Below are 16,646 nucleotides of genomic sequence, written 5' to 3'. Positions count from 1 at the left end.
ATGGGTGTCGCTAAAAATTTAGGGTAAATCCGTCACCTGTAAATCTCCGTTAAGGGTCTGAACATGCACTTGGAGTAACAAATTCGCCCCTGTTGCTATCAGTCATGTTTTCGTAACTTTCACCCCCCGTTTTGGCATAGTCTCCACCTAAAATAATCATACTTTTTATTACTTATGTGCTTCAATTCCCAAGACTTTGTAACCCGCATCAGTTATCACCTGGGTAACAAGCGCCTCGTCCACGGGAGAATTTGAGTCCACAATCGCATGCTTTTCTTCAAGATTAACCGTGGTTGAAGAAATCCCCTCAACACCATTGAGTTTCTCTGTTACGGTTTTTGCACAATGCATACAACTCATACCATCAATGTTGATTTTTGTTTTCATTTCCGTCTCCTTGTTTTCAGATTTTATATTTTGATCAGGATACTGTATTCCTTCATCCGGTTTAAAATATCTTAATCTCAAGGCATTGGTTACAACGGATACAGAACTCATTGCCATGGCTGCAGCAGCAAACATCGGGTTCAATACCGGTCCTCCAAATAAATATAGAACGCCTGCTGCCACGGGAATCCCCGCTGTATTGTAGGCAAATGCCCAAAACAGATTCTCTTTTATATTCCGTAAAGTCGCCCGGCTCAGTTGTATTGCTGTCACAACGCCACTCAGGCTGTTTTGCATTAAAACAATACCTGCAGATTCCATAGCCACATCGGTTCCAGATCCAATTGCGAATCCAATATCTGACTGAGCCAATGCAGGTGCATCGTTTATACCATCGCCAACCATAGCCACAAACGAGCCGTCAGCTTGAAGTTGTTTAACGTTCTCCGCTTTTTCGCCAGGCATGACCTGCGATACGACTTCATCTATTTTCACCTGTTTTGCTATGGCGGCAGCCGTTAGTTTGTTGTCACCAGTCAGCATTACCGTTTTAATTCCCATCTTGTGGAGTTTTGCAATGGCATCCGCTGAATCGGATTTCACGACGTCTGCAACCGCAATGATCCCGGCTAATTTCCCATCCAATGCCAAATACATGACTGTTTTACCTTCCTTAGATAAGATGTCGGCTTCTGGAATATCGTTTGCAGAGATATTATTTTCAGTCATGAATTCAATATTGCCAAGCATCAGGTTTCTATCATTTACGTTTGCCCGAATGCCCCGGCCTGCCACTGCAGTAAAATCGTTCAGCTGATGGAAGGGCGTATCCAGCTTTTCATATTCTTTTACAATGGCGGCACCTAAAGAATGTTCAGATCCTTTTTCTGCTGATGCTGAAAACTGTAAAACTTCATTTTTTTCAAAACCGTTAAATGCGATAACATCGGTCACCTTTGGTTCACCCTCTGTGATGGTGCCGGTTTTATCAAACACAATGGTTTTAACCCGGCTGGCGATTTCCAAAGGTTGACCACCCTTGATCAAAATACCCAGAGAAGCCCCCCGTCCTGTACCGACCATAATTGCCGTCGGCGTTGCAAGTCCCAGGGCGCAAGGGCAGGCAATCACAAGTACTGCAATAAAAATTTTCAGCGCAAAGCTTATTTCTGCACCGCCGATAAACCAGGCACCACTTGAAACCAGGGCGATACCAATAACCACCGGAACAAAATAGCCGGCAATGATATCAGCCATTCTTGCAATAGGCGCCTTACTCCCCTGGGCCTCCTCAACCAACTGAATGATCTGGGCAAGCGCTGTTTCTTTGCCGACTCGGTCTGCGCGGTAACGAATCGTTCCGGTCTGATTCATGCTGGCACCTATAACCGTATCGCCGGCTGTTTTGTCAACCGGGATACTTTCCCCTGTCAACATGGATTCATCGACCGATGTGCGTCCTTCAAGAACAGTACCGTCCACAGCAATTTTTTCTCCAGGCTTTGCCAAGAGCACATCACCTGGAACAACTTGCTCAATCGGGACAATGGATTCCTTACCCTCTTTCACAAGGATAGCTGTTTTAGGCTGTAATCCCATCAGTTTTTTTATTGCGCCTGATGTTTTGCCTTTGCTGACAGCCTCCATATATTTTCCAACCTTTATTAATGCGATGATCACCCCGGCAGTTTCATAATACAGGTGCATCACAAGATCCGTCCTGCCTGTCAGTATCAGGACGGTATTAAACGCACTGTAAACGATAGCTGAGGTTGTACCTATGGCGATGAGAGAGTCCATATTTGGATGCCCCCTGAAAAGGGCAGGAAACCCTTTAACATAAAAATGGAGACCGCAGAAAATTATGGGAATCGTGAGGAATAGTTGACTCACAGCAAACGTTTTCGGGCTGTGCATCGGACTGATAAAGTCCGGAAGGGGAATGCCGACCATCTCAAGCATGGCAATAAGAAGCAATGGAATCGCAAAACCTATGGAAACAACAAGGCTGGTAAATTGCCGTTTAAGTTCTATGTTTTTCTTATTTTCAGACTCTTCTTCACCGGCTTCCACAAGTTGGTAGCCTGCTGTTTCAACCACATGGAAAATATCAGAAAGATCCAGTTCATTATCTGAAAAAGTTATACGGACTTTCTCGGTTGCCAAATTAACTGTTGCCGATTTTATCCCTTTCACATCGGCAATTGCATCTTCTACTCTCTTTACACATGCTGCGCAGGTCATCCCTTTGACGCCAAACGTCTTTGAATTTTCCGTCTTCTCAGGATATCCTTCGTATCCTGCTTTCTTTATTGCTGCTGTTAGATCCTCTATTTTAAATTTTTCAGGTTGGTATGAAACTTTCAACTTTTCTGTCGCAAAATTTACCGAAGCGTCTTTAACGCCCGGCACCTCTTTTGCGGCATTTTCGACATGACGAACGCATGCGCCGCATGTCATGCCATTGATATCTAATAGTTGGGTCTTAATACTCATAATGACCCCCCTTTTTATATTCGCTTGCTTAAGAGCTGCATTAATTCTTCAATCTTTTCTAAAATATCGTTTTCATTTTTTGACTGCACTACATGCATTAAGCAATGCTGCATATGTGATTTTAGTATCTCCTGCTCGACTTTGTGAACAGCCGCTTTAACTGCTTTGAGCTGAGTTAAAATGTCAACACAGTACCGGCCGTCCTCTACCATTTTTTTGATACCTTTAATCTGTCCTTCAATACGATTTAAACTGGGTATCTGGTCTTTATATCCGGGGTTCATGTGCCTCCTTTATAATTGATATGTCATACTATATACTATGCCCTGGTAGGGTATATGTCAAGGTCGGCATTTCCCATGTGTTCTTTGTAGGTTCTCAATAGACTTCGATGGTGCGATCTTTAATTGTAGCTTATATATCAATCAAGTAATCCAGCATCATATCCATGATATGGTGCCTAATAATTATCCGCCTTCTGCCTAAAAATTAACCAGTCAATTTTAATTAAGATTTCAAAAACATGGACATTGCATGTAATATCAGCACGATACAGTTTTGGCATAGTTGTTGAATTATACAATTACAAATGCGTTGGCATTGATTTTAGCAACCCAAATATAAAGGAGTTTATAGACATGACTAATCATTCAATCAAAAAAGTTTTTATTCTCGGAACCATCCTTCTTCTTACCGCTTTTGCAGCCTATGCATTTGCCCATGGCAGTGGCTATAACATGGGGGGCGGCTATCACAGGGGTGGTTACGGCATGATGGATGGCTACCATATGGGCGGCCACATGTGGAATGATCTGTCCGTGGAAGATCAGCAGATGATGCACGACCAGATGAATAAATTTTTCTCAGAAACTCAGGAGGTTAGAAGTGAATATTACCAGAAACGCGTCGAATTGAATAAGGAATATTCAAAGCCTGAGAAAGACCAGACTAAAATAGACACGTTAGAAAAAGAACTGTTTGATCTGTCTTCAAAGATTGAAAAAAAACGTTTTGACCATAAAAGAGAAATGCAGAAGCTTTTTTCTGACAAAGCCCCTGGTTTTAATTACGGCATGGGCATGGGTGGACACGGATACGGTGGCTGTTTCTAAACATTGATCACAATGTCGGGGTATACGTTTGACCTTACCCCGGCATTTAGTCTTTGGTTAAGTCGCCTGAGGAGATCTTCAATATTAAAATGAAAGCAGGTGAAGATGATGAAAAATATAATTTCCCTTGGCATATGGGTATTAGCCATACTATTTGTTTTTACAGGAAGTTCCATTGCCGGATGGGGTAACACCCAGGCCTTCTATCCAGGCGCTCACATGATGGGCGGCGGATATATGGGCTGGTCGATGATTTTTTTCTGGGTAATCCTTCTGGTTATATTAATCCTTGTTGTCCGGTGGATAATTAAGCTGAGCCAGTCAGACAATGCCCATCAGACCGCGTTGGATTTATTGAAAAAACGTTTGGCAAATGGTGAAATTGATATCGAAGAATTTAAAGAAAAAAGCAAATTTTTATGACCATCCCTTGATTATTAAAGTTACCACTACCAGAATATAAGCTATCTGTATTTCATTTGACCGGGATGTTACTGGAACCTGAAGAGACGATCTCCGTAATTTCCGGGACCAGTCCCTGGTCTGAATTCATGCGCTCGGATATTTTCCGGACAATGTAAAATCCGAAAACAAGACTGACAAATCCACCAATTATGGCTGAGATGCTGTTGTCGATCGTCAAAAAATCCCCAAGAGAAGAACCGATAAAGGCCCCTGCAATCAGGAAAATAACTGGGATCAAATAAAAAGCGGCATCCCCTTTCATGATTTTTGCCCGGCTCATACTGACCGTAACAATGTCCCCTTCCTCAGCACCTTTGGAATTGTGAACCCTGGCTTTTATTTTCGTTCCTGTCAGACAGGAGCGGCACTTGTCCACCTTCCCCGTATCACACCCTGAACAGGCACTTTTTCGATCCATGACGACCTGTGCAAATCCGTTCTTTTCTTTTTTAATAACAAGCCCTCTTGTATGCATCATATCTTCTTTTTTCATTGTTCGTCTCCTTTGCGTTGTACAGTCTGAAACTGTTTGTGACCACGGATATGCTGCTTGCTGCCATGGCAAGGTCTGCAAGACTATGATGCAACTGCCTTAAAAATATCAGGAACATGTCAAAGGATACCAGAACTCCAGCTGCATTAAACCGAGTCAGTGAAGCAGATAAAAACCGGTTATCCGGAAAACCAACCGGATCATAAAATATGTGACCGCGGCTTTCCGCTTTGTCTAATGGCAGCACTGGGACTTGCCGTTGGTGACTTTGTTCAATCGTTTCAAATAATTGTCCCACCATCTTTTGAGAAAAAATGAACTGTGTTTCAGGTATTTATCAGGGGGCTTTTCAAATTTGTCACGGCAGGCTGCTGCGCAGAAGTAGTAGGTCTTGTTGTCCAGTTCAAAAGTAAATTGAGCATTTTCGGAGGCAACATCCATCCCGCAGACCAAATCTTTTTGTACCCTTAATTTTTGGGCTTGTGAACGTGTCATGATAACCTCCTTATATTTATGATTACTTTTAATACGATAAAGAACAAGACACGTGCCGCCTTATATTTTTCATTCAATGATTTGAAATAAAAGAGAATATTGATCTTTAAGCTTGATGGGTTTTTATTTGATTAAGAAAGAGTGGATAATTTTTAGCCACTGATTTGGATAAAATATAGCCATCCTTATATTTTAAAATCTGTAATTAAGCATATCCTTTGCTGGATGGGATCAAGGGTATCAACCACCATCTCACAATTAATCCATGACGCCGTATTCTTTGAGTTTTAGGTGAAGGGTCCTTCTGGCTATACCTAACCGCCTGGCGGTTTCACTCTTATTATTTCCTGTCTTTTCCAGCATTTTCAATATGGCAAGTTTTTCAATCTCGTGCAGAGATCTGTCTCCTAAATCGATTGAATTGTTGTTGCGATTTCCGGTCTCTGACGATTCGGCGCTTTTATCTTCGATCTGGATTTCATGGGCTCCCAGATAGTTCCGGGTTGAAAGTATAACACTTCTCTCAATTGTATTCATTAACTCCCGGACATTTCCCGGCCAGTTATGATTTGTCAGCTTGTCCATTCCATCCGGGGTGAACCCCTTAATAGGTCTGTTGTTTTTTTCAGAATAGATCTTTAAAAAATGCTGTGCAAGAAGAGGTATATCGCCGGTCCTCTGCCTTAAAGGAGGAACTTTTAGACTGATGACATTCAAGCGATAATACAAATCTTCTCTGAAATCATCGCCGGCTATCAGGTCAACGAGATTCTTATTGGTTGCCGCAATTATCCTGGTGTCTATTTTGATTGATCTTTCCCCGCCAACAGGCGTGATTTCTCTTTCCTGCAGTGCTCTTAGCAGTTTGACCTGCATGGACATTGATGTCTCACTGATTTCATCTAAAAAAATGCTTCCATGGTCGGCCAGTTGAAATTTCCCTTCTTTACTGCGGTTTGCGCCTGTAAAAGCGCCTTTTTCATGGCCGAACAACTCAGATTCCAGTAATGTCTCCGTAATTGCCGCACAATTGATTTTTATAAAAGGTCCATTTTTCCGATGACTGTTGTAATGAAGCGCACCAGCGATCAACTCCTTCCCTGTGCCTGATTCCCCGTTGATTAGCACAGTGGCATCTGTCCCGGCAACCTGAGAAACGGTCTGAATCAGTTCCTTCATGGATTCATGTCTGCCAATGATATTACTGCAGTCAAAATTTTTTCCGAGACTCTCCCTGAGCTGTAGGTTTTCTTTTTTGAGCCGGGTGTGTTCAAGAGAACGTTGGATAGTAAGTTTCAACTTGTCGAAGTCAAACGGCTTGGTCAGGTAATCGTATGCACCATTCTTCAAAGCATCTACCGCAGTTTGGACGGAAGAAAAAGCCGTCATGATAATTACGGGTATGGCAGGATTTATTTTTTTTATTTCAGCCAAGGCAACCAGTCCGGAGACTTTTATCATTTTAATATCCATAAGAATCAGATCGTAGGGCTTTTTTTCAACCAGATTAATGGCAACCTGCCCGTCGTCCGCTTCCTCAATGAGATACCCCCATTTGGCCAATAATGTTTTAAGCATATTCCGGTGAGTCTGATCATCATCAACAACCAGAATCGTGCTTTTGTTTTTTTTCATATTCAGGATATCCTTTTGGGTAAAAAAACTTTAAATACCGTACCTTTTCCCTGTTTGCTCGAAACCTCTATTCTCCCTTTATGAGCCTTTACGATATTATGCACGATAGACAGTCCAAGTCCTGTGCCGGAAAGCTTTGTCGTGAAATAAGGTTCAAAAATATCATGAAGTTCTTCCTGCTTTATTCCGCATCCTGTATCAGACACTTCAATAATAATGGTTTCACCAGACATTTCATTATATATTTTAATATTCAATACACCTGAATTTTCCATGGCCTGAATTGCATTGAGGCAGAGATTAAGCAATACCTGTTTCAGTCTGTCCGCATCCGCATTGATCTGGGGCAGCCCAGGTTCGATAGCTGTGTTTATTTCGATATGTTCTGCATCCGGTTCATAGGCGATCAACTGCAGGCATTCGGAAACAAGCGCGCCAACATCGACTGGACTTCCTGAAACAGCTACCGGTTTGGCAAGTTCTACCAGCTCCCCAACCACTCGATTCAGCCTGTCTACCTCTTTGGTCATCGTGTCGGCTATCGTGAAGTTTTCAGAATCAGGATCAAAAATCTCTTTGAAAAAAGTAGCGTATCCTTTCAGGGAACTCAAAGGGTTCCTTATCTCATGGGCCACGCCAGCCGCAAGCCTGCCGATTGCAGCAAGCCGTTTATTTTGTTCAATCTCGGTTCTAAGACGATGAAGTTCTGTTTTATCACGCAGGATCAGCAGGGTGCCCAGAGAAGTTCCCTCTTTATCAAATAGCGGACTGACAATTGCTTCCAGTGTACTCTCTGACTTGTCACCTCTTTTAATTATAATCTCTTTTTCAATCAGGCCCTTTTCGCCTGGAATTGTTTCAAGCAGATGTCTGATTTCACCGGGAAGAACATTGTCGATCCCCTGTAGATTGAGATCCTGAGAGATATCCAGAATAGCTGAAGCTGCGGGATTGATTGAAATGACCCGGCTGTTCATATCAGTGGCGATCAGCCCTATCGGCATATTTTCCACAAGATTATCGGAGAATACCTGTATTCTTGAAAGAGATGATCTAGCCTGGCTGTACCGCTGAACGATAAATACCAGGACGAACCCGGTAAACCCTATCAACGCCAGAATTATTCCCATCATTATCGCATGCTGGGTATCACTCCTGTCTGCACTTGTGATCAATTCCATGTCAAGGCCGACAAAAATTATCGTATCTTTATACAAATCAATCTCATTGAACCAATTGCCATGCATTCTGCGATGCATGCCCATCATCAAGTTTGAGCGCTGTGATCTGTTCGTGTTTAGCGGTGAAAATTTTTTGTGTACCTCAAATACCTGATTACCGCTTTGATCTTCTATAATTCTCCATCCGGTTTTATTCTCCTTAATCACAGCCTGAAGATCCAGATCCCGGCCATACAGGTTTCCTTCTTTTTTTTTCTGATTGTGAACCAGTATTTCCCCATCCTTATTTACAATAAACAGGTAAGAAATGTCGGGCAGTGCAGCGGTTTCTGCCAGCAGATTTTCCACAGCAGTACCAGACCACCTCATATTCATCATTCCTGTATAGGTTCCGGCCTCAAATGCCCTGATCAATGCAGTGCCCTTTTCAAGCAGCAGGTTTATACTTTGCTCTTTTTGCTTGTTGATCCTGTCAATCGTCATAAAGGCGAAAATTGGGAAAAGAACAATAATCGTTCCAATGAGAATCAGGGGAGGGATGTTCGTTGTAATTTTAATTTTTTTCATTAAAGGCTTTTGTTAAATAAATAGTTAACAGTCTAATACTTGTAGTATAATTATTTAAAAACGAATTGTCACTTCGACTCTTTATTGATGTCCGGGATGTCGTTCGATAACTGTTTTTATATTTTTAAATTTTGTTAATTTGTACCCCGCCCTGAAATTAGCGCTATTGAAAAATTGAGATGGCCTAATCAGATTTACATTTAGACATATCAATACCGGGGGTATTCATATATATCAAGGATATTCTCGTGGTCCAACTGACAAGATTGAAAAAGTTTGGCATTTAGGTTGAAACTCACAATCCTCCAATCCCTTCCAGTTCTTTAAAACGTCTGAGATCATCTGATCTATAAATTAGATAGCTTTTCAAACCAAGATTAAGTAAAAGTTCAAAGAAATGAAAAGCGGTGACCGGTATGTAACCGGACTATGTGGTGCCCAGAGTCCCTAACCAATAACAGATCAATGTACCGCTCTGTAAAAATTAAATTCCTGGAGTTTAAATTCTTCCTTGCCATCCTGGCGGTGGTCAGGATAATCTCCAATAATCTTGATTTTCGGTCCATGAACATGGCATTTGGCCTAATCAGAGCTATGAACGTCCAACAAGTGTCAACAAAACAGCGCGCTTTCTGGGGCCATTGTTATGATTGATCACCGCAACCTGCTGCCAGGTGGCTAATGTCAAATTACCGTCCCGAACCGAAATGCTTACAGAGGGACCCAGCAATGCAGCCTGAAAATGGTTGTGGCCATTATGCCACGCCTGCTCATGGGCATATTTAAGGCATGGAGGCGCTAGGGCGTTAATTTAAGATTCGATCCAGAAAACAGTTGGAGCTATCCTACCATCTCTGCAAGAAGGGCATTTACCAGGCTTTTTGAATTTTTTCCTGTTTTTGAACTCGAATCCACAATTCAGGCAGTAGTAAGCTTCCATTAGAATTCTTTTCTTTTGGGTCCGGACAGTTTTATCTATGAATTCTAAATGATGGGCAACATCCTTCTCCATAATACCAACAGATTGTGAAATATCCCGTAAAGTCATGGGACCATTTTCAAGGTGATTTATAATTTCCTGCCTGATGGTTTGCGTTCTTTCGTTCATTACTGTATCTACGGCTGATTCTGAAATTTGTGTGTTTCAATATACTTTTTGACTTCATCAGCTGGTTGAAAAATCCCAAAATGACCTTCACATAGAATGTCTGCACTCAGATCCAACAATTTCTGCATAGACAATTGATAATCCTGTAGATTGGATAAAAAACCGTCATTAAAAGGACCGTGCAGATCTTGTCCGAACAAGACCTTCTTCCCTTCTGACTCAACAAGAACCGATATTGATCCAGGCGTATGTCCAGGCGTATGGATACATTGAAACACACAATTTCCAAGGGTGAGAGTCGTATCTGATTCTAATCTCCTGTACAATTTAACCGGCTCATATTTCACACCATACCAGGATGCCGCAGTCTTGCCATCATGACCAGGCTCTTCAATTGGAGCCGCATCTAATTCATGAGCATAGAATTTTATGTTTGGTAACGCCCGGTTTAATTCTGCACAGCCACCGATATGGTCAATATGGCAATGGGTCAAAATACAGTGCTGAATATCTTCAAACCTCAGTCCCAAAGATGAGATGTGCTTGATCATATCCAAATTCATGCCTGCATCAATCAGAACCAATCCCTGGTCCGATTGTGTATCCACCATATAGACTGAGCATTCGTTATCGCCTACATGATAAATATTTTTGATAATCTGTTTCATTGTCCAACTCCGCTTACAAACAGTATTTCCCTAAAATTCATATGAACCGAACATAGTGGTTTTAATCCTATCTATCGTTTGAAGATCCGGCTTGAATGGTATTTCCGACATCTTCGGTAAGGGCAACTCATGGGTATCGTCAAAAGAAGTGTCCTTAATTTTCATATTGTATGCCATTAAACTTCCTCACAGATGACTTTATCACCAACTGTCTTAATGAGTTGATCCAGGATCTTGGCATCCTGATCATCGGTTGGTCTCCAGGAATTTCGAAGCACACGCTCATTGTCATCGTCAAAACTTATATCGGATATCACAACTTCTGTATATTTCAGCCTGAGGTCTCCTTGATGGTAAGGCCAGACTTCAAAAACACGTAGGTTGGCTATCTTCAATTTAAATCTTTCACAAATTCTTGGGATAATATAATGGATACAGTTGGTTGTCGGCACACCTGTATCTTCGCCTTGATCGATTAGGGTTATCCAGGTGGCCTCGGTAGTTGCTTCTTGAGCAATGATCAAATGACAAAATGAATCCATAAGGTTTGGATCGTTCTGTTCCCGTTCGGTCCCTGAACCTTTCCAGTTATAAATGGCTGAATATGTGATTTTAAAATACATGGTGAATCTGAATTTTTAACCGTAAATGATCTTAACCCTGCCAACAAGGCCATTTTTCAATCGGACTTTTATACCATGGGGATGGAAAGACGATTTTGTTAAAATATTTTTTACGACGCCTTGGGTCAGGACGCCTGTTCTTTGGTCTTTTTTTAATACAATGGATACGGTTTGTCCGGTTTTGATTTGCGTTCTATTTTGTCCTCCAGTCATTATACTTTTTGCCCTATATAATTATAATCTTTTACACTTAAACTCATCAATAGAAGCATCTAAGATATTGCGTTCAAGTTGCATATTAGGTTTCCACCATACAGCATGATCACGTTGCCTTTTTGCAAACTCCTGCTGTGCATTGATTACATTTCCTTGTTCTTTTTCTATGAATATGCTGGAAATCTCACCTGCAGCAAATACAATATCGCGACTTTTTATTAAATACTCTTTATCAAGGATACCTTTTTCATTGAAGTGCAAATAATAATAAATAGCACGTATAACCTCAATTGGCTTTCGGTGCTCAATCTTTACACAAATTTCTGCAGCACGCACACGCTTTCCGGCGAATCTTTCTAATTTTTCCTCACTTGTTGCTTCTAAAAGACGTTTGAACTTATTGATTGACACTCGGAGGATTTCGGATTCATCTGTGATAATAAAATATCTAACTGATGCAGAACTCATATGGTCACCCCATTTAGTTTTCAGTTCTTCAGACCAGTCGTTACTTTTTTCCCGGTTGTTTACAGGTAAAAAGATTCTTAATCTTTCAAAAGAGCATGTTCTTAAATATAATGATTAGCAACACAAAAAGTTTCTGTAAAGATATAATGCCCCCGGAAGTGACAGGGATAATCCGGGGTGTTCCGGCTTTAAGGACGACAGTGTAAAAATAAACGTAGAACAAATTTTTAAACTCATGAGTCCGCACACGATTGATGCATGGGAAAGTGAAATTGTTGAGTTTAAAGAAGCCGGCAACGATGATAAAACGGATAAAATTGGCTCTTATTTTTCTGCCCTGGCCAACGAAGCAAATTTGCGCGGATTGGAACGTGCCTGGTTGATTTTTGGCGTTAACAATAAAACCCGTTCTGTGGTGGGGTCTAATTACCGCCTGGATTCTGAACGACTGCAAAGCACAAAAATGCAGATTGCTGACAGTACAGAGCCAAGCATCACGTTTCGAAATATTTATGAATTGCAGCTCTCTCAGGGACGTGTTGTGCTCTTTGAAGTGCCTTCCGCGCCTTTGGGAATGCCCATTGCATGGAAAGGCCATTATTATGCCCGTGCCGGTGAAAGCTTAACCCATCTGGGACTTGATAAGCTTGATAATATCCGTCAACAGACGATGATTGAAGACTGGTCTGCCCAGATCATCCTTGATGGAACTTTTGATCACCTTGACACGGATGCCCTGCAAAAAGCACGTGAGTCGTTTGCACAAAAATATGCAAACCGATTTTCCAGCGAAGAGGTTATGGGTTGGCCCATGAAGACGTTTCTTGACCGGGCCAAATTAACCCAGGATGGCAGAATTACACGCACAACAATACTTTTGTTGGGAAAACCGGAATCAGCGTATCTGCTGTCCCCACATCCAGGGCAGATCACCTGGAAACTTGAAGGGCCTGAACGGGCGTATGAACATTTCGGACTGCCTTTTTTCCTGAATACAACAAGTGTATATCGAAGGATACGAAATATTCAGGTCCGCATTCTTCCGGATGATCAACTGTTTGCCGTCGAGGTTTCCAAATACGATCAACGTATTGTTTTAGAAGCACTGCACAATTGTATCGCTCACCAAGATTACTCACGTAACGGACGTATCATTGTGACGGAACAGCCGGATTGTCTGTATTTTGAAAACGAAGGCCGATTTTTTGAAGGACTTCCCGAAGACTATATTATCGGAAATAAAACGCCGCGCCGGTATCGCAATCCTTTCCTGGCCCAGGCAATGACTGAATTGAATATGATTGACACCATGGGGTATGGTATTCATTCCATCCACGTTGCCCAGGCACGTCGTTTTTTTCCAATGCCTGATTTTGATTTAAGTGAATCCAATGCGGTTAAGCTTAGAATTCATGGGAAAATAGTTGATCCGGCGTATAGCCGGATGCTTATTCAAAAGACAAATTTGCCCCTTGATCAAATCCTGGCATTAGACAGAGTTCAAAAAAGGTTGCCATTGTCGGATGATATGATCAAGCGCCTGCGAAGGCTGGGGTTAATCGAGGGACGTAAACCTCATTTACATGTATCTGCTACGGTGGCCAAAGTGACAGCCAGTAAAGCCGATTACATAAAAACAAGAGCCCAAGATGACGATTATTACTGCAAACTGATCACTGATTATTTGAAAAAATTTAACAAAGCGTCTCGTGGGGAGATCGATAAATTGCTTTTGGATAAATTAAGCAGTGTTTTGGATAATGAACAAAAAAAGAAAAAAATTGCCAATCTTCTTACCAAACTTCGAAGATCAGGAAAAATTCAAAATAAGGGCTCTAAAAAGGCTCCTCAATGGAAAATTGCAGAATAAAATAAATATTTTGCAGAATAAATGCAGAATAAAATATACTAAGTAGTTTAAAATTAAGCTAAAATTTAAAAAGCAGGCTTATCAGACAATCGCAGTTGAGTCTGTTGTGGATTGTTTTAAAGGGCGGCCAAACACACTGAGCAGCAGATTCTTCAAAATATATAGGAGGCACAGCGCCTTCAGAATCTGTCGCAATCCCAAAGCCTGGTTAAAAACAAGGTGTCATCATTAAACCTTGACGTGGAGGTGAAGACCGGAACCGGGAAAACCTATTGCTATATAAAAAACATTTTTGAAATGAATAAGTGTTTCGGCTGAACCAAATTTATAATTGTAGTGCCCAGCATTGCTATCCGGAAAGGTGTCTATAAGTCCTTGGAGATCAGGGCAGAATACTTTCAAGAAACATACAACAAGAAAGCCAAATTTTTGGATTTGGTCATAACGTCGGCCATTTTGTCTTAACCTTTTTAGGGGAAAAATAAAAATAGTCATTACAGTTTGTTATATACAATACAAATTAAGTCTCCGTCTGGGTGCCCCATCTTATGATCAAGCCCAAATTTTTTATTTACAACTCCAAGCAACTCCATAACCTTGAAAGCTTTTCTTCGGATGCCGGGATCAACGTGATGATCATCAATGTTCAGGCGTTTAATGCCAGGGGCAAAGATAACCGTCGAATCTATGAAGAGCTTGATGATTTTCAAATTATCTTCGTGGATGGGCTTTGTCGTACACCGCCATCAGGCGATCCATGCTCACATAAGTATACACCTGGGTTGTAGACAGGCTGGCATGGCCCAATATTTCCTGAATACCTCGAAGATCTGCACCGGAATCCAGCATATGAGTGGCAAAGGTATGCCGCAGGGTGTGGGGTGATATTTTCAAGCCTAAACCGCATTCCAAGACCACCTTATCAAAAATACGTCGAATGGACCGCCTGCCAAGCCTTCCAAGATTTTTATTTAAGAATACGGCAGAAAAATTTTCCTTGAGATCTGCCCGATAAGTTTGGATGGCATCAAGGGAGCGTTTGCCCACGGGTATGATGCGCGTCTTGTTTCCCTTGCCCAGAATCCGGATAAGCCCGGCATTAAAATCAATATCCTGGGTATTAAGCATGTGAAGCTCACCGATTCGCATGCCCGTGGAATAAAAGGTCTCAAACATGGCAAGATTGCGTCTGTCCATCCATGTATCTCTTTTCATGGTGTCCAACAGCCTGAAAATATCATCAATATCCATGGCTTTGGGAAGGGTTTTTTCCAGTTTTGGAAAAGGAATGGCATCAGCAGGATTTAACGAGATCATCCCGGATCTGACCAGGTAATCAAAAAAAGATTTTAATGCTGATAGACGCCTTGAAAGGGTTCTTTTACTTTTTTTCAAGTCAGTCTGGGCTGCAAGATATCTGCGCACGATCGTCTTGTCTACCTGTTGGACCATTTTTTCAAAGGTCTGTTGCCAGTTTTCATCCCTGCAGTTGCAGGTATCCAGATAGAAAAAGGTAAAGCTCTTTATATCCGTAAAATAGGCACGAAGCGTATGGGCAGAATACCCTTTTTCAGCTTCCAGAATAATCAGATAGTCATCAAGAATCATAACGGTCTATTCCTGCGCAAGCCTTATGTTTCAGAGCAGAGTATTCACAAGCGCCGAGGAGTGGTAGGTAGACATGCCCCCGTGACATTGAAGGAAACATAATCAAATCCCGGGAAAAAATACTATTCGTTTTGGTGATAACCATAATTATAAGTTCTAATGCCTTTAACGGGCGTTTCTTGGTCAAGAGTTTTGACAATTCCCTGTCGTTCCATCTCATCAATCATCTCTACGGATTCTTTGTAAATAATTCCCAGTTCCCTGGATAATTCGGAAATTGAGGCATAACCACGATCCTTGACTATATTCACGGCTCTTGAATAATCCCGACCATTAAATTGTTGATAGCTGAACAATTTAGAGACACTATCAAACTTTAATTGGATATCTAAAAATTTTTCCCTGACATCATGACTGAGATCCGGGAAGACTTCATCAACTGACGTTTCAATAGTCTTTAAAACGACATAAAGAACATCCAAGAGTTCAGCGACTTCAGATTCCATCGTTGAAAATAGCGTCTTAATAAGTACGGATTAATAAAAAAACATAGTAAAATCAATACACTAAAAAGCATCAAAGCCATGTAACACCCCATACAGCAGAATTCATACCAAATAGTAATAATTCAAGTTATTATGATTTTATGCCAAGTTGTCATCAGCCCCAGACACCTATAAATAAGCTATTTCAATAGAACTAAATAATTTGGCATAAATAAAAATAAATATTTATGACGACTTGTTATGGAGTTACAAAAATTTCATCTAAGACTAATTATTTCACTCATCACAATCCATACATAGGTTTTTAAACAGCAAGCGATGCTTGTTTCTATAAAACCCTTCAAAATAAAACCGACCAAAAAGATTTTATACTTGTGGATTTCAATAAAAAATTTTTAGCACAAAAGGTGGCGGTTAAAAATACAAGCATAGAAGCCACTCCTCAGACACTAAATAATGGCAACAAAAGGCTTCTCATGGGGTGATCTATTATGATCGGTCTTATGTTGATACGCAAATGTTTTTTAGGAATTTTAGCTTGTTACGTTGAACAGAGTGAATAAGTTTCCGTTGAGCAGAGCGAATAAGGCAGGACGCAAAGTAGACCCCTTTGAAAAAGTGGGCCTACTTTGCATGTCCTGCCCCCCTACCCTCATATAATAATCTTAATTTTCATTTATTTTTGTTAATTTTCAGGGTTTTAAATAAAAACAAAGTTTATTAAAGAAAAATGAACGGAAATGACGAT

18 protein-coding genes are annotated in these 16,646 nt (G+C 41.1%); 3 read left to right on the top strand and 15 right to left on the bottom strand.

The genetic code is table 11. The features are described from left to right. Nucleotides 1–168: 168 nt before the first annotated feature. Together EYB58_RS18355 and EYB58_RS18350 are read right to left on the bottom strand one after the other, a co-directional pair. Nucleotides 169–2,883, bottom strand: coding sequence for a heavy metal translocating P-type ATPase (locus EYB58_RS18355; RefSeq protein WP_111958714.1), 2,715 nt, complete (start codon nt 2,881–2,883; stop codon nt 169–171). A 14-nt stretch (nt 2,884–2,897) separates the two neighbouring features. Then, complete coding sequence (locus EYB58_RS18350; RefSeq protein WP_111958716.1) at nt 2,898–3,167, bottom strand: metal-sensitive transcriptional regulator; 270 nt, start codon at nt 3,165–3,167, stop codon at nt 2,898–2,900. A gap of 354 nt (nt 3,168–3,521) precedes the next feature. On the opposite strand from EYB58_RS18350, the gene EYB58_RS18345 reads away from it, so the two are divergent. Then, entirely contained in the window at nt 3,522–3,995 is a 474-nt protein-coding gene (locus tag EYB58_RS18345) for a periplasmic heavy metal sensor (RefSeq protein ID WP_111958718.1), read from the top strand. A gap of 105 nt (nt 3,996–4,100) precedes the next feature. After that, on the top strand, nt 4,101–4,418 hold the full coding sequence (locus tag EYB58_RS18340) for an SHOCT domain-containing protein (RefSeq protein ID WP_170299812.1): 318 nt from the start codon (nt 4,101–4,103) through the stop codon (nt 4,416–4,418). 52 nt (nt 4,419–4,470) lie between these two features. Here EYB58_RS18340 and EYB58_RS18335 read toward each other — a convergent pair whose 3' ends face one another. The 10 genes from EYB58_RS18335 to EYB58_RS18285 all read right to left on the bottom strand — a co-directional run bounded on the left by EYB58_RS18335 (nt 4,471) and on the right by EYB58_RS18285 (nt 11,914). Next, complete coding sequence (locus tag EYB58_RS18335; protein WP_111958722.1) at nt 4,471–4,953, bottom strand: SoxR reducing system RseC family protein; 483 nt, start codon at nt 4,951–4,953, stop codon at nt 4,471–4,473. Nucleotides 4,954–5,187: 234 nt separating this feature from the next. After that, nucleotides 5,188–5,448, bottom strand: coding sequence for a YHS domain-containing protein (locus tag EYB58_RS18325; RefSeq protein ID WP_111958724.1), 261 nt, complete (start codon nt 5,446–5,448; stop codon nt 5,188–5,190). Between the two features lie 258 nt (nt 5,449–5,706). Further along, on the bottom strand, nt 5,707–7,083 hold the full coding sequence (locus EYB58_RS18320; RefSeq protein WP_111958726.1) for a sigma-54-dependent transcriptional regulator: 1,377 nt from the start codon (nt 7,081–7,083) through the stop codon (nt 5,707–5,709). Between the two features lie 2 nt (nt 7,084–7,085). Continuing rightward, nucleotides 7,086–8,831: an ATP-binding protein gene (locus EYB58_RS18315; protein ID WP_111958728.1), complete on the bottom strand. Its 1,746-nt coding sequence runs from the start codon at nt 8,829–8,831 to the stop codon at nt 7,086–7,088. Nucleotides 8,832–9,423: 592 nt separating this feature from the next. Further along, nucleotides 9,424–9,642 (bottom strand): YjbQ family protein, encoded by a 219-nt coding sequence (locus EYB58_RS24845; RefSeq protein ID WP_111958730.1) that lies wholly within the window; start codon nt 9,640–9,642, stop codon nt 9,424–9,426. Next, the gene (locus EYB58_RS18305; RefSeq protein WP_111958732.1) at nt 9,643–9,939 is read right to left on the bottom strand and encodes a transcriptional regulator; all 297 of its coding nucleotides are present in this window, start codon (nt 9,937–9,939) and stop codon (nt 9,643–9,645) included. It lies immediately after the preceding gene. 8 nt (nt 9,940–9,947) lie between these two features. After that, the gene (locus EYB58_RS18300; protein WP_111958733.1) at nt 9,948–10,607 is read right to left on the bottom strand and encodes an MBL fold metallo-hydrolase; all 660 of its coding nucleotides are present in this window, start codon (nt 10,605–10,607) and stop codon (nt 9,948–9,950) included. A 176-nt stretch (nt 10,608–10,783) separates the two neighbouring features. Next, on the bottom strand, nt 10,784–11,230 hold the full coding sequence (locus tag EYB58_RS18295; protein WP_111958735.1) for a hypothetical protein: 447 nt from the start codon (nt 11,228–11,230) through the stop codon (nt 10,784–10,786). Nucleotides 11,231–11,245: 15 nt separating this feature from the next. Beyond that, nucleotides 11,246–11,443: a YwbE family protein gene (locus EYB58_RS18290; protein WP_111958737.1), complete on the bottom strand. Its 198-nt coding sequence runs from the start codon at nt 11,441–11,443 to the stop codon at nt 11,246–11,248. Between the two features lie 21 nt (nt 11,444–11,464). After that, nucleotides 11,465–11,914: a hypothetical protein gene (locus EYB58_RS18285; protein WP_111958739.1), complete on the bottom strand. Its 450-nt coding sequence runs from the start codon at nt 11,912–11,914 to the stop codon at nt 11,465–11,467. Between the two features lie 235 nt (nt 11,915–12,149). On the opposite strand from EYB58_RS18285, the gene EYB58_RS18280 reads away from it, so the two are divergent. Further along, nucleotides 12,150–13,784 (top strand): RNA-binding domain-containing protein, encoded by a 1,635-nt coding sequence (locus EYB58_RS18280; RefSeq protein ID WP_111958741.1) that lies wholly within the window; start codon nt 12,150–12,152, stop codon nt 13,782–13,784. A 494-nt stretch (nt 13,785–14,278) separates the two neighbouring features. On the opposite strand, the gene EYB58_RS23345 is transcribed toward EYB58_RS18280, so the two are convergent. From EYB58_RS23345 to EYB58_RS18265, 3 genes are all read right to left on the bottom strand, one after another. Beyond that, nucleotides 14,279–14,494, bottom strand: a complete 216-nt coding sequence (locus EYB58_RS23345) for a hypothetical protein (protein ID WP_163354480.1) — start codon at nt 14,492–14,494, stop codon at nt 14,279–14,281. 1 nt (nt 14,495) lies between these two features. Continuing rightward, nucleotides 14,496–15,392 (bottom strand): tyrosine recombinase XerC, encoded by an 897-nt coding sequence (locus EYB58_RS18270; protein WP_111958747.1) that lies wholly within the window; start codon nt 15,390–15,392, stop codon nt 14,496–14,498. Nucleotides 15,393–15,514: 122 nt separating this feature from the next. Further along, a complete protein-coding gene (locus EYB58_RS18265; protein WP_111958749.1) occupies nt 15,515–15,898 on the bottom strand; it encodes a DNA translocase FtsK in 384 nt (127 codons plus the stop codon). Nucleotides 15,899–16,646 lie beyond the last annotated feature (748 nt).

This window comes from Desulfobacter hydrogenophilus, assembly GCF_004319545.1.
GTDB classification, from domain to species: domain Bacteria; phylum Desulfobacterota; class Desulfobacteria; order Desulfobacterales; family Desulfobacteraceae; genus Desulfobacter; species Desulfobacter hydrogenophilus.
Note: the sequence above shows the minus strand (reverse complement) of the source record. Positions and strands in the feature narration are given on the sequence as shown.

What these genes read in the sequence shown, in the direction of transcription:
- EYB58_RS18355 (WP_111958714.1), bottom strand. Translation starts at nt 2,883, where the DNA reads ATGAGTATTAAGACCCAACTATTAGATATCAATGGCATGACATGCGGC.
- EYB58_RS18350 (WP_111958716.1), bottom strand. Translation starts at nt 3,167, where the DNA reads ATGAACCCCGGATATAAAGACCAGATACCCAGTTTAAATCGTATTGAA.
- EYB58_RS18345 (WP_111958718.1), top strand. Translation starts at nt 3,522, where the DNA reads ATGACTAATCATTCAATCAAAAAAGTTTTTATTCTCGGAACCATCCTT.
- EYB58_RS18340 (WP_170299812.1), top strand. Translation starts at nt 4,101, where the DNA reads ATGATGAAAAATATAATTTCCCTTGGCATATGGGTATTAGCCATACTA.
- EYB58_RS18335 (WP_111958722.1), bottom strand. Translation starts at nt 4,953, where the DNA reads ATGAAAAAAGAAGATATGATGCATACAAGAGGGCTTGTTATTAAAAAA.
- EYB58_RS18325 (WP_111958724.1), bottom strand. Translation starts at nt 5,448, where the DNA reads ATGACACGTTCACAAGCCCAAAAATTAAGGGTACAAAAAGATTTGGTC.
- EYB58_RS18320 (WP_111958726.1), bottom strand. Translation starts at nt 7,083, where the DNA reads ATGAAAAAAAACAAAAGCACGATTCTGGTTGTTGATGATGATCAGACT.
- EYB58_RS18315 (WP_111958728.1), bottom strand. Translation starts at nt 8,831, where the DNA reads ATGAAAAAAATTAAAATTACAACGAACATCCCTCCCCTGATTCTCATT.
- EYB58_RS18305 (WP_111958732.1), bottom strand. Translation starts at nt 9,939, where the DNA reads ATGAACGAAAGAACGCAAACCATCAGGCAGGAAATTATAAATCACCTT.
- EYB58_RS18300 (WP_111958733.1), bottom strand. Translation starts at nt 10,607, where the DNA reads ATGAAACAGATTATCAAAAATATTTATCATGTAGGCGATAACGAATGC.
- EYB58_RS18295 (WP_111958735.1), bottom strand. Translation starts at nt 11,230, where the DNA reads ATGTATTTTAAAATCACATATTCAGCCATTTATAACTGGAAAGGTTCA.
- EYB58_RS18290 (WP_111958737.1), bottom strand. Translation starts at nt 11,443, where the DNA reads ATGACTGGAGGACAAAATAGAACGCAAATCAAAACCGGACAAACCGTA.
- EYB58_RS18285 (WP_111958739.1), bottom strand. Translation starts at nt 11,914, where the DNA reads ATGAGTTCTGCATCAGTTAGATATTTTATTATCACAGATGAATCCGAA.
- EYB58_RS18280 (WP_111958741.1), top strand. Translation starts at nt 12,150, where the DNA reads ATGAGTCCGCACACGATTGATGCATGGGAAAGTGAAATTGTTGAGTTT.
- EYB58_RS18270 (WP_111958747.1), bottom strand. Translation starts at nt 15,392, where the DNA reads ATGATTCTTGATGACTATCTGATTATTCTGGAAGCTGAAAAAGGGTAT.
- EYB58_RS18265 (WP_111958749.1), bottom strand. Translation starts at nt 15,898, where the DNA reads ATGGAATCTGAAGTCGCTGAACTCTTGGATGTTCTTTATGTCGTTTTA.